We start from the raw sequence: 13,556 nt of genomic DNA on the forward strand, positions 1-13,556 counted from the left end.
AGGTGGTTTCTGTCATGCTTCCAGTCTGCGGAGTGAGCGCTCACTCCGTCAAGTGATTAAGCGGCGCAAGGGCCCAGAAGTATGTGAAGGCCCCTTGCTTGCGCTTGGCGCAAGCAAGGGGCCTTCACATACTTGGGTCAGTAAGTGATCGCAACCGCGGGGTCGGCCAGCAGCGCGCCGACGTCGGCCAGGAACTCCGAACCCTGCTGCCCGTCGACCACGCGGTGGTCGAAGCTCAGCGAAAGCTGGAGGACCTTGCGCACCTTGATCTCTCCGTCGACCACCCATGGGGTGTCCTTGATCGCACCGAGCGCGAGGATGGCGGACTCGCCAGGGTTGATGATCGGGGTACCGGTGTCGATGCCGAAGACGCCGATGTTGCTGATCGTGAAGGTGCCGTGGAGCATCGCCGCCGGTGTGGTCTTGCCTTGACGGGCGACATCGGTCAGCTCGGAGATCGCGGCCGCGAGGTCCTTCAGTGAGAGAGAATCCGCGTCACGGACCTTCGGCACGACGAGTCCGCGCGGGGTGGCCGCGGCGATCCCGAGGTGCACGTAGTCCTTGAAGACGATCTCTTGCGCCGCTTCGTCCCACACCGCGTTGATGTCCGGAGTGCGCTTGGCCGCCAGGCACACGGCCTTCGCCGCGAAGGTCAGCGGGGTGACCTTGACCCCGGCGAACTCACGCGACTTCTTGAGCTTCTCCCGGAACTCCATCATCGGCGTGACGTCGATGGTGAGGAACTCCGTGACGTGCGGGGCGGTGTAGGCGCTCCGCACCATCGCGGCCGCGGTGGCCTTGCGGACACCCTTGATCGGCACCCGGCGTTCGCGGGTCGCGGGGTCGTAGCCACTGTCCACAACGGAGGGGGTGGCGGTGGGCGCGGCGGAACCGTTGGCGGCGGCGTGCACGTCGTCACGGGTGATGACACCGCCGTTCGCGGTGCCGGTGAGCGCGTGCAGGTCGACGCCGAGGTCCTTGGCGAGTTTGCGCACCGGCGGCTTCGCCAGCGGCACGTACCCGCCCTTCGGCTTCGAAGGGGCGACGGCCACAGCAGCGGCTGGGGCAGGGTCGGGAGCGGCGGGTGCCGCGCCCTTCCGTGCCCGGCGCTGCGTGACGACGGCCTTGGAGCCGTAGCCGACCAGCGGCTTCATCTCCTCCTCGGCCGGTTCCTCTTCCTTCGCGGCGGCGGGTGCCGGGGCGGAAGGAGCCGCCTTGCCACCGGGGTCGACGTCGATGGTGAGGATCGGCGCGCCGACCTCCACCGTCTGACCCGGTTCGACGAGCAGTTCGGTGACCACACCCGCCCACGGGATGGGCAGTTCGACGGCGGCCTTCGCGGTCTCGACCTCGACCACGATCTGGTTCACCGTCACGGTGTCACCCGGTTTGACCTGCCAGGCGATGATGTCGGCTTCGGTCAGCCCCTCGGCCGTGTCGGCGAGGGGAAAGTGTTTGTACTCGGGCATTTCAGGAAATTCCCCCTTACCAGGCGAGTGAGCGGTCGACGGTGTGCAGCACCCGGTCCAGGTCGGGGAGGTAGTGCTCCTCGAGCTTGGCGGGCGGGTACGGCGTGTCGAATCCGGTCACCCGGAGCACGGGGGCTTCGAGCGAGTAGAAGCATTCCTGCTGCACGCGCGCGGCGATCTCCGAAGTCAGCGACGTCTCCGACGGCGCCTCGCTCAGCGCGATGAGTCGTCCGGTCTTGCGCACCGACTCGAACACCGGGTCCAGGTCCAGCGGGGACAGCGTCCGCAGGTCGATGACCTCGAGGGACTTGCCCTCGTCCTCGGCGGCGGCGGCCGCGTCAAGCGCGACCTTCACCGAAGGGCCGTACGCGACGACGGTGGCCGTGGTGCCTTCGCGGACGACGCGGGATTTGAACAGCGCGTCCGGCGTGCCTTCCGTGTCGACTTCGGCCTTCATCGCGCCGGAGTGGTACAGCTTCTTCGGCTCGAAGAACAGGATCGGGTCGTCGGACTTGATGGCCTGCTGGATCATGAAGTAGGCGTCGACGGCGTTCGAGCACGAGACGACCTTGAGGCCGGGGACGTGCGAGAACAGCGATTCCGGCGACTCCGAGTGGTGCTCGACCGCGCCGATGCCGCCGCCGAACGGCACCCGGATCACGATGGGCATCCTGACCTTGCCCTGCGTCCGGTAGTGCAGCTTCGCCACCTGGCTCACGATCTGGTCGAAGCCGGGGAAGATGAAGCCTTCGAACTGGATCTCGCACACCGGGCGGAAGCCGCGGACGGCCAGGCCGACCGCGGTGCCGATGATGCCCGACTCGGCGAGCGGCGTGTCCAGCACGCGCTGCTCGCCGAAGTCCTTCTGCAGGCCGTCGGTGATGCGGAAGACGCCGCCGAGCTTGCCGACGTCCTCACCCATGATCAGGACCTTGGGGTCGGCTTCCATGGCACGCCGGAGGCCGAGGTTGATCGCCTTGCCGATGGTGAGTTTCTGGAGGTCGCTCATCTCAGTGCTCACCCGCCTCGACGAAACCGTCCATATAGGACAGGAACTCTTCACGCTGCGCGTCCAGCAGTGGCGTGGATTCCGTGTAGACGTTGGAGAAGATCCGCTCGGGAGGCGGTTCGGGCATGTTGAAGCAGTACTCGCGCAGCTCGGCCGCGAAGGCGTCCGAATCGGCCTGCACCTGGTCGAAGAACGCCTGGTCGGCGCCGCCACCGCGGGCGAGGTACGCCCGGACACGCTCGATCGGGTCCTTCAGCTTCCACTCCTCCAGCTCGTCGGAGAGCCGGTAGCGGGTGGGGTCGTCGGTGGTGGTGTGCGCGTCCATCCGGTAGGTGAACGCCTCGATCAGCACCGGGCCGTTGCCGTGGCGGCACTCCTCCAGCGCCCAGCGGGAGACCGCGAGGCAGGCGAGGACGTCGTTGCCGTCCACGCGGATGCCGGGGAAGCCGTAGCCGCGGGCGCGCTGGTACAGCGGCAGGCGTGACTGGCGTTCGGTGGGTTCCGAGATCGCCCACTGGTTGTTCTGGCAGAAGAACACGAGCGGTGCGTCGTAGACGGCGGCCCAGACGAAGCCCTCGTGCACGTCGCCCTGCGAAGTCGCTCCGTCACCGAAGTAACAGATGGTGGCCTCGCCGTCGTCGTCGCCGACCTTGCCCTCGAACTTCTGGCCCATCGCGTAACCGGCGGCGTTGAGCACCTGGTTGCCGATCACGATGGTGTACGGGTGGAAGCCGTGGGCCTGGTAGTCCCAGCCGCCGTGGTCGGTGCAGCGGAAGATGCCGAGCACCTCTTTGAGGTCGACACCGCGGGCGTACGCGACGCCGTGTTCGCGATAGCTGGGAAACGCCATGTCCCCCTTCCGCAACGCGCGACCGGAGCCGATCTGCGCGGCCTCCTGGCCGAGCAGCGGGACCCAGATGCCGAGCTGGCCCTGGCGCTGCATCGCGTTGGCCTCGCGGTCCGCGCGGCGGACCAAAACCATGTCGCGATAGAGGCCGCGAAGGGCTTCGGAGTCGATGTCGTCGACATACCGGTCGAATCGCGGCGAGGGGATCCGTTCGCCTTCGGGGGTGAGCAGCTGAGTCAGCTCAGCGCCACCTTCACTCGTTGCTCGCAAACCGGCGATCACCTGTTCAGGGGACGGTTGCGCCGATACGGCGGCGGGACCATCTCCAGGTTCCGGGTGCGTCCAGTGTTCGGACGGCATGAGCTGCTCTCCTTGATGTCGGCGCCTCTGGCGGCCACTTGTGGCGGCCACAGTGACTGCGCCGGCGGGGACCAGCACGTCGGATCTGAAGCGCTGGGTCACCATCGGCGTTGACGGTTCGTGCGCACATCCTGGCATGCCGGACGCCGTTTTGGTCAGTGGCGGATGCTGATTTGTTGCTGAGAAAGAGTGCCTGATCAGGGAAAATGCTAGGACTCCCGAGTGTGGGGCCGCCGAAAGTAGGGGTTTCACCCGCGCCCCGACCAGCGGGCGGTGAGCCCCGATGGGCGTAGCGCCCCGCTTGCGCGATGACGATCCGTGCCCGCCGCTGTGACCCACAACACCCTCGTGAAACCGTGGCAGGATGGCGGACGTGGAGCAGAAATCCGTACGCGAAACCGTGGTTTCGAACTGGGCGCACGACGTCCTTCCCAGCTTGTCCGGCCTGGTGGCGATCCCGGCGTTGTCACCGGCGTTCGACGCCGAGTGGGCGGCGAACGGCCATCTGGCCGGTGCCGTCGAGCACGTCCGCTCCTGGATCGCCGCCCGGGAGATCCCCGGCGCGACGCTCGAGGTCGTGGAACTCGAAGGCCGCAGCCCGCTCTTGGTCGTCGACATCCCGGCGACGTCCGAAGCGGCCGACAAGGGCACCGTGCTGATGTACGGGCACCTCGACAAGCAGCCGCCGGTCGGAGGCTGGTCCGAGGGGCTCGACCCGTGGACGCCGGTGATCCGCGACGGCCGGTTGTACGGCCGCGGCGCGGTCGACGACGGCTACTCCGGCTACGCGGCGACCACGGCGATCGAGGCCGTACGCGCCGCCGGTGGTAAGCACTCCCGCGCGGTCGTGCTGCTCGAGACCGGTGAGGAGTCCGGCAGTCCGGACCTGCCGGCGTACCTCGAGCACCTGAAGGAGCGGCTCGGCACCGTCTCGCTGGTCGTCTGCCTCGACGCGGGCGGCACGGACTACGAGCGGCTGTGGCTGACCACCAGTCTGCGCGGGATGCTGCACCTCAACGTCACCGTCCGCGTGCTCGAATCGGCGCAGCACTCCGGCATGGCCAGCGGCATCGTGGCGAGTTCGTTCCGCGTGCTGCGTGCCCTGATCGACCGGATCGAGGACGTCGAGACCGGCGAGATCAAGCTCGCCGAACTGAGCGTCGAGATTCCGGAGAACCGCGTCGACGAGGCTCGCGGTGTCGTCGAGATCGCGCCCGGCGCGGCGAAGAAGCTCTTCCCGGTGGTCGGTCGCCCGATGTCCGACGACGACCTCGAACTGCTGCTCAACAACTCGTGGCGGCCGACGCTTTCGGTGATCGGCGCGGAGGGCTTCCCGCTCCCGGCCGACGCGGGCAACGTGCTGCGCGACAGCACCACGCTCACGCTGAGCTTCCGGCTGCCACCGACCGCCGACGCGCCGGCCGCGATGGAGGCGGTCCGCCGCGTGCTCACCACCGACGTCCCTTACGACGCTTCGGTCGAGCTGGGCGGGTTCCAGGCCGAGAACGGCTGGAACGCGCCCGTCAGCGCCCCGTGGCTCGACGACGTCCTGCACCGCGTGAGCGGCGAGGTCTTCGGCGCGCCGCACAAGAGCTACGGCATGGGCGGGTCGATCCCGTTCATGGGGCTGCTCGGCGAGAAGTACCCGGAGGCGCAGTTCGTGGTCACCGGCGCTTGCGGGCCGGACTCGAACATCCACGTGCCGGACGAGTGGCTGAACATCGACTTCGCGCAGCGGGTCACCGAAGCGGTCGCGCACATCCTGGACGCGCACGCCCGGAGCTGATTTCCTCGTTCAGGCTGTGATGAACGGGACTTTCCTTGCACAATTTGCAAGGAAAGTCCCGTTCATCTCATCTCGGGAGGGTCATGTTCGAGGGATTCAAGCTCGAAGAGGCCGACGTCGGCGAAGTGACCCTCAGGGTCCGTCACGGCGGTTCAGGACCGCCTCTGGTCCTCCTCCATGGACATCCCCGCACCCACACCACCTGGTACGACGTCGCGCCCCGGCTCTCGGACGCGTTCACCGTCGTCTGCCCGGATCTCCGTGGCTACGGCCAGTCCTCGAAGCCCGCGAGCACCGAAGACCACTCCGCGCACTCGAAGCGCGCCATGGCGAACGACGTCGTCGCGCTCATGCGGCATCTCGGACACGAGCGGTTCGCCGTCGCAGGCCACGATCGCGGCAGCTACGTCGCGCACCGGCTGGCGGTGGACCACCCCGAGAACGTCACCAAGCTGGTCATCCTCGACGGCGTCCCGATCGGCGAAGCGCTCGCCCGCGCCGATGCGAACTTCGCGCGGAAATGGTGGCACTGGTTCTTCTTCGGCCAGCTCGCGAAACCCGCTGAGCGGGTGATCAACGCGGATCCGGACGCCTGGTACGGCGGCGATCCCGGCGTGATGGGTGCCGAGAACCACGCCGACTTCCTGCGCGCGATCCACGATCCCGAGACCGTCCACGCGATGCTCGAGGACTACCGCGCGGGCCTCGGTCCAGACCGCGACGCCGATGACGCCGACAAGGCGGCCGGGCGGAAACTCGCCTGTCCCCTCCTCATGTTGTGGTCCAGTCGCGACGACATGGCCGATCTGTACGGCGACCCGATCGCGGTCTGGCGCGAATGGGCCGAGGACGTCCGCGGTTTCGCCATCGAGTCCGGCCACCACATGGCCGAGGACAACCCGGCAGACCTCGCGGCGGCGCTACGCGAATTCCTGGCCTAGCGACACATGCTCACGTCTGATCACGCGACTTGGGCGAACTTGTTCAGCGCGGCGGTGGGTTCCGTCAGCTGCGGCGTGAAGCGCTGGTGGGAGAACGGTGTCTCGTTGTTCCAGGGGATCAGCTTCCCGGCCTTCACCGCGGGCAGCTGCGCCCAGGTCGGCACGCCGCCGAGCCCGGCCGGGCCCAGCGAAAGCGAACCGCCGCGGTTGTCGTACATGATCACGTCGGCCGGATACTTGCCGATGTTCTCCCAGCTGATCTGCTGGTAGTACCCGCCCTGGCTGTCGTCCGGAGCCTTTGGCGTGACGAAGTTCGGGCCTGACGGCTCACGTCAGCCGGGTCAGCTGCACCGAGACGTCCAAAGTGGACTGCCCGCCGCCGGTGAAGATGCCCTTGAGCGGCGCGACGTCGGCGTAGTCCCGCCCGTACGCGACCCAGACGTGCCTCGTGCCGACCGGGATCGCGTTCGTCGGGTCGTAGGCCCACCAGCCGCCGGTCCAGACGTCGACCCAGGCATGGCTTTCGCCTTCGACCGTCTCGCCGAGTTTCGCCTCCGGTTTCGTGTGCAGGTACCCGGAGACGTACCGCGCCGGGACGCCGATCGCGCGCAGCATCACCAGCGTCACGTGGGCGAAGTCCTGGCAAACCCCTTCGCGCGCACGCCAGGCGTCGGTCGCCGTGCTGTGCACGCCGGTCGTTCCGGGCTGGTACTTGAGCTGTTCGTTGACCCAGCCGCAGATCGCGAGCACGGCCTCTGCCGGGTCGAGCCCCTTCCGCAGTTCGCGCGCGACCTTCGTCAGCTCCGGATCTTTTGGTGTGTACGGCGTCGGCGTCAAATACTCGGTGCGGTGGTCGACCACGGTGTCGCCGCGCAGGTCCTTCCACGACGCCGAACGGATCGGCTCGCCTTCGTCGGCGGTCTCGACCACCGACGTCGCGAGCACGGTGAACTCGGTGTGCGGCGCGTGAAGGTCGAACGAGGTCACGACGGTGCCCCAGTAATCCGTGTACCGGTAGGCGCGGGTCGCCGGCGTCGTCTCGACCCGGTTCACGACCGTGGTCTGCCGCCGGTCGGATCGCGGGGTCAGCCGCGCCTCGTTGTACGACTGCGTGGCCGGCGTCGCGTACCGGTATCCCGTCCGGTGAGCCACCCGAAGCTGCCAGGTCACAGCGAAACCTCCGCACCGCTCCAGGCCACCCACGGCGACGAATGGAAGTACTGCACCGAAACCGCGTCGCCGATGTCCTTGATCTCAGTCTGCAGGGCGCCGAGCCGTTTCGGCAGGTCGTCCAGCAGATCTGACTGCCGCAGGAACTCCAGCTCACTGCGGGCGCGACCGAGTTGCCGCAGCGCTTCGGACTTCTCGTTGGCACGCGAGCTGACGCCGGGGTCCAGCCGCTCCAGGCATTCCTCGGCCTGGCGCAGCGCGTGGAACACCGACCGCGGGAACAGCGTGTCCCGCATCAGGAACTGCACGACACGGCCGGCGTCGAGTGCGCCGCGGTAGGTCCGCAGGTAGGTGTCCTGCGCGCCGGCCGAGCGGAGCACGGTGATCCAGCCAGGCGAGGACGCGCTGTCCTGGACCCGCGAAAGCAGCAGCCGCACCACCATGTCCGCGCGCTCGACCGAGCGGCCGAGCACCATGAACAGCCAGCCGTCGTCACGGCTCATCGTGGAATCCGCGAGCCCGGCGAACATCGCCGCGCGCTCCTCCACGAAGGAAAGGAAAGCGTGCGGCCCCGCCCGGCGCGCGTACCGCTGCCTGTCCGGCACCGCGTTCCACGTCGCGTTGAGGCATTCCCACAGCTCGGTCGAGACGACCTCGCGGGCACCGCGCGTGTTCTCGCGGGCCGAGTTGATCGAACCGACGATCGACGCCGGGTTGTCCTTGGCGTAGGCGACCAGCTCGGTCAGCTTCCACACGTCGAGCGAGTCCACGCCCTCCGGCGAGATGCCGAGGACAGCGAGCAGTTGGCGGCTCGCGTGGTCCGAGTCGACGCTCGCGTCTTCGAGCAGCTGATGCACCGCGACATTGAGGATCCGGGAGGTGTCATCGGCGCGTTCGACGTACCGGCCGATCCAGTACAGCGATTCCGCGTTGCGGGCGAGCACATCAACCTCCCTGTGCCTGTTGCTGCTGTTGTTGCTGGGTCGTGGTCAGCTCGGGGCCCTGTTCGGCGACCAGACCATCCACATGGGACAGCTCGCCGAGTGCGGGCCGTTCCAGCTCCCGCTCCGCCGTGGAGGACCGCGGCGCCAGTACCCAGGTGTCCTTGGACCCGCCGCCCTGCGACGAGTTGACCATCAGGCTGCCCTCCGGGAGCGCGACCCTGGTCAGGCCGCCCGGCACGACGAAGATGTCCTTGCCGTCGTTGACCGCGAACGGGCGCAGGTCGACGTGCCGCGGCGCCAGTCGGTCGTCCACTTTGGACGGTACGGTGGACAGCTGGACGACGGGCTGGGCGATCCAGCCGCGTTTGTACGCCCGGACCTTCCGCTTCAGCGCGGCCAGTTCGGCCTGCGTCGCGTCCGGTCCGAACACGATGCCGTACCCGCCGGAGCCTTCGACCGGTTTGATGACCAGCTCTTCCGTATGCTGCATGACGTAGTCGAACTCGTCCGGCAGCCAGCAGCGAAAGGTGTCCACATTGGGCAGCAGCGGTTTCTCGTCGAGGTAGTACTTCACCATCTCGGGCACGTAGGTGTAGACGAGCTTGTCGTCACCGACGCCGTTGCCGACCGCGTTCGCGATCACCACGTTGCCCGCGCGGGCCGCGTTGAGGATCCCGGCGACGCCGAGTACGGAATCCGGCCGGTAGTGCACCGGATCCAGGAACTCGTCGTCGATCCGCCGGTAGATGACGTCGACCTGCTGTTCGCCCTCGGTGGTGCGCAGGTAGACGACGTTGTCGCGGCAGAACATGTCGCGACCTTCGACCAGTTCGACGCCCATCAGCCGGGCCAGCAGCGAATGCTCGAAGTAGGCGGAGTTGTGCACACCGGGGGTGAGCACGACGACCATCGGATCGGCGACGTTCGCCGCGGCCGCCGCCCGCAGCGCGCGCAGCAGATGCGAGGTGTAGTCACCGACCGGGCGGACCCGGTGCTGGGCGAACAGATCCGGGAACACGCGCGCCATCGTGCGGCGATTCTCCATCACGTACGACACGCCGGACGGGTTCCGGAGGTTGTCCTCCAGCACCCGGAACGTGCCCTCCTCGTCGCGCACCAGGTCCACACCGGACACGTGGATGCGGACGCCGTTGGGCGGGTTGATCCCGAACGCCTCACGCTGGAAATGCGCACACGAGGTGATCAGCCGTCGCGGCAGAACGCCTTCGCGCAGGATCTGCCGGTCGCCGTAGATGTCGGCGAGAAACGCTTCGAGCGCGCGGACCCGTTGCGCCACACCACGTTCGAGTTTGCTCCATTCGGCCGAAGTGATCACCCGCGGCACCAGGTCGAGCGGGAACGGCCGTTCCTGGCCGGACAGCGAGAACGTGATGCCCTGATCCACCATGGCCCGGTCGATCGCCGCTGAGCGGGACGAAAGGTCCGCCGAGGTCAGTGCGGAGATCGACTCGTACAGCGCCCGGTACGGCTGGCGGACCGTGCCGTCGGCGGTGAACATCTCGTCGTACGCGCCCGCGTGCGGCCGTGACGGCGAGAGATAGCCGTCGAACTGCGCTCCGGGTTTCGACGCCCGGGGTTTCGCCGCCCGCCCCGCCGAAGTGGTGGCGCGGGGGCGGCGTCCGGCCGGTGGAAGGCGCGGCGCCGAGTTGTTGTTCATGGTCGCCATACTCACTCACCTTGCCATGTCGGCGCGATACCCGACGGCTGACCAGTAACGGCCGAAACGGCGCTGTAACGTCGTAGTGCTGTGCTTGCCGCCGGATGAGTGGCAATATGCGTGCTCTCGACACATGGGAACTACAAGGAGTGACGACGTGGCCCGATTCAAAGCGCTCGCCCTGATCCCGGCGCTCGCCCTAGCCGCGGGCGCGCTGTCCGCGTGCGGCGAGGAAGGCGGAACCGCGGCCGGCGGCGTCCAACTCGTCGCGTCCGGCAAGGTCACCACCTGCACGCACCTGCCCTACCAGCCGTTCCAGGTCAAGCAGGGCGACAAGGTCGTCGGCTTCGACGTCGACCTGGTCGACCTGGTCGGCAAGAAGCTGGGTGTCGAGCAGAGCATCGTCGACATCGCCTTCGAGAACATCGAGTCCGGCGAATCGATGAACAGCGGACAGTGCGATCTGGCCGCGGCAGGCATGACGATCACCGACGAGCGCAAGCAGAAGTTCGACTTCTCCGACCCGTACTTCGAGGCGACCCAGGCACTGCTGGTCAAGACCGGTTCGCCGGTCAAGGACCTCACCGGCGTCGCGGGCAAGAAGATCGGTGTCCAGTCGGCCACCACCGGCGCCAAGTACGCGGAGAAGGAGGCCAAGGGCGCCGAGATCGTCACGTTCGACGACCTCGCGCTGCTGGAGCAAGCCGTCAAGAACGGAACGATCGACGCGGGCGTCAACGACAACGGCGTCCTCTACGACTTCGCGAAGACGAACCCGGACACCACGGTCGTCACGGAGTTCAAGACGAACGAGTTCTACGGAATCGGTGTGAAGAAGGGCAACACCGCCCTGCTCGCCCAGATCAACGAGGTGCTGAAGGCGTCCGTGGCGGACGGCTCTTACGCGCAGATCTACCAGAAGTGGTTCGGCAAGGCCCCGGCCTGGCAGCCGGGCGGCCCGACCGCCGGCTGATAATCCGTCTCCGGTGGCCGGTGCCCAGTGCACCGGCCACCGGTTTGTCGCCACTTGGTTGAGGAGAGAAATGGCTTTGAGCCGCCGCCAGCGACGTTCGGCGTTCCGAACCGGGCAATACAGCCTGCTGCTGGTGATCGTCATCGTGCTCGCGCTACTGGCCGACTGGAGCAAGATCGGCAAGGCGTTCTTCGATCTCGAGGTCGCCGCCAACCAGTTCCCGGACGTCATCACCGTCGCACTGAAGAACACCATCGTCTTCACCACACTGGGCTTCGTGCTCGGTCTCGGGCTGGGCCTGCTGCTCGCCCTCATGAGACTTTCCTCGGTCGCCCCGTACCGCTGGGTGGCGCGCGGGTACATCGAGTTCTTCCGCGGCCTGCCCGCGCTGCTGATCTTCATCGCCGTCGGCATCGGGGTGCCGACGGCCTTCAACACGAACCTGCCGCGCAACATCGCGATCATGCTGGCGCTGGGCATCGTGTCCTCGGCCTACATGGCGGAGACCATCCGCGCCGGGATCCAGGCGGTGCCACGCGGACAGGTCGAAGCCGCGCGTTCACTCGGCATGTCGCCCGCGCGCACGATGATCACCGTCGTGATCCCGCAGGCGTTCCGGATCATCCTGCCGCCGCTGGCCAACGAGCTGATCATGCTGACGAAGGACTCTTCACTGGCGTTCCTGCTCGGCACCACGCCCTTGCAGCAGGAACTGGCGCAGTTCAGCCGTCAGGCGCTGATCGAGGCCAGGGGACTGACGCCGGTCGTCGTGGCCGGTCTGTGTTATCTCGTCATCACGATTCCGCTGTCGATCCTGCAGCAGCGGCTCGAAAAGAAATACGGGGCCGGAGTGCCCGGCGGAGGAACGGTATGAGCGCCCAGACGGACACCGGACCGATCGTCAAGGTTTCGGGACTGCACAAGGCTTTCGGCGAGCTCAAGGTGCTCAAGGGCATCGACCTGCACGTCGAACGGGGTCAGGTCGTCTGCATCATCGGCCCCTCGGGTTCGGGTAAGTCGACGCTGTTGCGCTGCGTCAACCTCCTCGAGGAACCGCAGCAGGGCAAGATCGTGGTCAACGGCAGCGAGATCACCGACCCGGACGTCGACATCGACGGCGCCCGCACGAAAATCGGCATGGTCTTCCAGTCGTTCAACCTGTTCTCGCACCTGAGCGTGCTCGAAAACCTCACCGTCGCGCAGCGCAAGGTTCTGAAGCGTGGCAAGGAAGAGGCGGAGCGCATCGCGCGGGACAATCTGGTGAAGGTCGGCTTGGCGGAAAAGGAGACTTCGCTGCCGCTGCAGCTTTCCGGCGGTCAGCAGCAGCGGGTCGCGATCGCCAGGGCGCTGTCGATGGACCCCGACGTGATGCTGTTCGACGAGCCGACGTCGGCCCTCGACCCCGAACTGGTCGGCGATGTCCTCGCGGTCATGCGGCAGCTCGCGCAGGAGGGCATGACGATGCTCGTCGTCACACACGAGATGCAGTTCGCCCGCGAGGTGGCCGACATCGTGCTGTTCATGGACGGCGGCGTCGTCGTCGAACAGGGCACGCCGGACCAGGTCATCGGCGACCCACAGGAGGAACGCACGAAGACGTTCCTCTCGCGGGTCTTGAACCCGAACCACCAGGGCTAGCGGCCGCGTAGCTGCGACTCCAGCTGGACGACTTTGGCGGCGATTTCGTGCGGCCCGGCGCCCATGAGGCTCACCCAGCCTTTGGTGTCCGGGCCGAACACGACGCGGCCCTGTTCGGTGTCCATCCAGCCCGGCGGTCTCTCCACGCGTTTCCGGTTGCCGCCGCCGTCACGGATAGCGACATACAGTCGTCCGAAGAAGGTGTGCGGCGACCGGATCCACCGGAGGATCTTCTTGGCGTCGCGGATGCTCGGGCCGCCTCCGGTCAGCATTTCGCCCTCCATCAGGACCTGCAGGTCGGCTTCCGCGCAGTTCAAGGACGGTGTGCGCGCGGGGAGAGCCTCGGGGAGCAGCCCGGTGAAGTCCTGCGCGAGCGTGTCCGGCCGGGTCGGCTTCAGGTAGACGACCTTGTCGACCAGGACGACGGTGAGCGCTTCCCGACCACTGCCCGCGGCGCGAACGGTCTGTTCGCACCCCTCGGACTTCACCCACGAGTAGTACTCGACTGCCGGCCGCTGCAGGAAACGCAGCGTGTCGAGGAACTCGTCGTCGATCCGGCCTCGCCGCAGCAGGCCCTGTCTGTCCAATTCGGACTGGGCGGTGGCGGCCAGCTCACGGCGTTCCTCGGGCAGGTACCACCGCGCGCCGCGGACGAGCGTCGGGTGGATGTCACCGAGGTTATGCTGGTCCAGCAGGGTTTCGTAGGTCTGGAGCGTCAGTTCGACGGGTTTCTGGAGCACG

The 13,556-nt window shown here is 67.4% G+C and carries 12 protein-coding genes and 1 pseudogene; 5 read left to right on the top strand and 8 right to left on the bottom strand.

Annotation, left to right across the window (positions count from 1 at the left end; all coding sequences use genetic code 11):
* Positions 1–137 precede the first annotated feature (137 nt).
* From ACM6LU_RS06945 to pdhA, 3 genes are read right to left on the bottom strand one after another with little or no spacing between them, the layout of a single operon-like run.
* Complete coding sequence (locus ACM6LU_RS06945) at positions 138–1,469, bottom strand: dihydrolipoamide acetyltransferase family protein (protein ID WP_414936702.1); 1,332 nt, start codon at positions 1,467–1,469, stop codon at positions 138–140.
* A gap of 16 nt (positions 1,470–1,485) precedes the next feature.
* Positions 1,486–2,478, bottom strand: coding sequence for an alpha-ketoacid dehydrogenase subunit beta (locus ACM6LU_RS06950; protein WP_414936703.1), 993 nt, complete (start codon positions 2,476–2,478; stop codon positions 1,486–1,488).
* Position 2,479: 1 nt separating this feature from the next.
* Entirely contained in the window at positions 2,480–3,685 is a 1,206-nt protein-coding gene (gene pdhA / locus ACM6LU_RS06955) for a pyruvate dehydrogenase (acetyl-transferring) E1 component subunit alpha (protein WP_414936704.1), read from the bottom strand.
* A gap of 373 nt (positions 3,686–4,058) precedes the next feature.
* On the opposite strand from pdhA, the gene ACM6LU_RS06960 reads away from it, so the two are divergent.
* Entirely contained in the window at positions 4,059–5,471 is a 1,413-nt protein-coding gene (locus ACM6LU_RS06960) for a M20/M25/M40 family metallo-hydrolase (protein ID WP_414937113.1), read from the top strand.
* Positions 5,472–5,554: 83 nt separating this feature from the next.
* A complete protein-coding gene (locus ACM6LU_RS06965; RefSeq protein WP_414936705.1) occupies positions 5,555–6,412 on the top strand; it encodes an alpha/beta fold hydrolase in 858 nt (285 codons plus the stop codon).
* Positions 6,413–6,432: 20 nt separating this feature from the next.
* Here ACM6LU_RS06965 and ACM6LU_RS06970 read toward each other — a convergent pair.
* The 4 genes and pseudogenes from ACM6LU_RS06970 to ACM6LU_RS06985 form a co-directional block, all read right to left on the bottom strand.
* Positions 6,433–6,684: pseudogene (locus tag ACM6LU_RS06970) on the bottom strand (ABC transporter substrate-binding protein); the annotation flags it as partial.
* A 55-nt stretch (positions 6,685–6,739) separates the two neighbouring features.
* Positions 6,740–7,582: a transglutaminase family protein gene (locus ACM6LU_RS06975; protein ID WP_414936706.1), complete on the bottom strand. Its 843-nt coding sequence runs from the start codon at positions 7,580–7,582 to the stop codon at positions 6,740–6,742.
* Positions 7,579–8,526 carry an alpha-E domain-containing protein gene (locus tag ACM6LU_RS06980; protein WP_414936707.1) on the bottom strand — a complete coding sequence of 316 codons (948 nt, stop codon included), beginning with the start codon at positions 8,524–8,526 and terminating at the stop codon, positions 7,579–7,581. The genes ACM6LU_RS06975 and ACM6LU_RS06980 overlap by 4 nt, the downstream gene beginning before the upstream one ends.
* Before the next feature lies 1 nt (position 8,527).
* Entirely contained in the window at positions 8,528–10,213 is a 1,686-nt protein-coding gene (locus ACM6LU_RS06985) for a circularly permuted type 2 ATP-grasp protein (RefSeq protein WP_414936708.1), read from the bottom strand.
* A gap of 148 nt (positions 10,214–10,361) precedes the next feature.
* Between ACM6LU_RS06985 and ACM6LU_RS06990 the strand changes: the two genes are divergently transcribed.
* From ACM6LU_RS06990 to ACM6LU_RS07000, 3 genes are all read left to right on the top strand, one after another.
* A complete protein-coding gene (locus tag ACM6LU_RS06990; RefSeq protein ID WP_414936709.1) occupies positions 10,362–11,177 on the top strand; it encodes a basic amino acid ABC transporter substrate-binding protein in 816 nt (271 codons plus the stop codon).
* Positions 11,178–11,247: 70 nt separating this feature from the next.
* Complete coding sequence (locus ACM6LU_RS06995; protein ID WP_414936710.1) at positions 11,248–12,051, top strand: amino acid ABC transporter permease; 804 nt, start codon at positions 11,248–11,250, stop codon at positions 12,049–12,051.
* Positions 12,048–12,815, top strand: a complete 768-nt coding sequence (locus ACM6LU_RS07000) for an amino acid ABC transporter ATP-binding protein (protein WP_414936711.1) — start codon at positions 12,048–12,050, stop codon at positions 12,813–12,815. Before ACM6LU_RS06995 ends, ACM6LU_RS07000 begins: the two co-directional genes overlap by 4 nt.
* Here the strand turns inward: ACM6LU_RS07000 and ACM6LU_RS07005 are convergent.
* Positions 12,812–13,555, bottom strand: a complete 744-nt coding sequence (locus tag ACM6LU_RS07005) for an ESX secretion-associated protein EspG (protein ID WP_414936712.1) — start codon at positions 13,553–13,555, stop codon at positions 12,812–12,814. The two genes, ACM6LU_RS07000 and ACM6LU_RS07005, sit on opposite strands and share 4 nt — an antisense overlap.
* Position 13,556: the final 1 nt, after the last annotated feature.

The sequence above is a fragment of the Amycolatopsis sp. cmx-11-51 genome (assembly GCF_047608665.1).
Taxonomy (GTDB): domain Bacteria; phylum Actinomycetota; class Actinomycetes; order Mycobacteriales; family Pseudonocardiaceae; genus Amycolatopsis.

Bases quoted from the DNA above. Each gene is read 5' to 3' on its own strand.
- ACM6LU_RS06950 (WP_414936703.1), bottom strand. From the start codon at position 2,478: ATGAGCGACCTCCAGAAACTCACCATCGGCAAGGCGATCAACCTCGGC.
- ACM6LU_RS06945 (WP_414936702.1), bottom strand. From the start codon at position 1,469: ATGCCCGAGTACAAACACTTTCCCCTCGCCGACACGGCCGAGGGGCTG.
- ACM6LU_RS06985 (WP_414936708.1), bottom strand. From the start codon at position 10,213: ATGGCGACCATGAACAACAACTCGGCGCCGCGCCTTCCACCGGCCGGA.
- ACM6LU_RS07000 (WP_414936711.1), top strand. From the start codon at position 12,048: ATGAGCGCCCAGACGGACACCGGACCGATCGTCAAGGTTTCGGGACTG.
- ACM6LU_RS06965 (WP_414936705.1), top strand. From the start codon at position 5,555: ATGTTCGAGGGATTCAAGCTCGAAGAGGCCGACGTCGGCGAAGTGACC.
- pdhA (WP_414936704.1), bottom strand. From the start codon at position 3,685: ATGCCGTCCGAACACTGGACGCACCCGGAACCTGGAGATGGTCCCGCC.
- ACM6LU_RS06995 (WP_414936710.1), top strand. From the start codon at position 11,248: ATGGCTTTGAGCCGCCGCCAGCGACGTTCGGCGTTCCGAACCGGGCAA.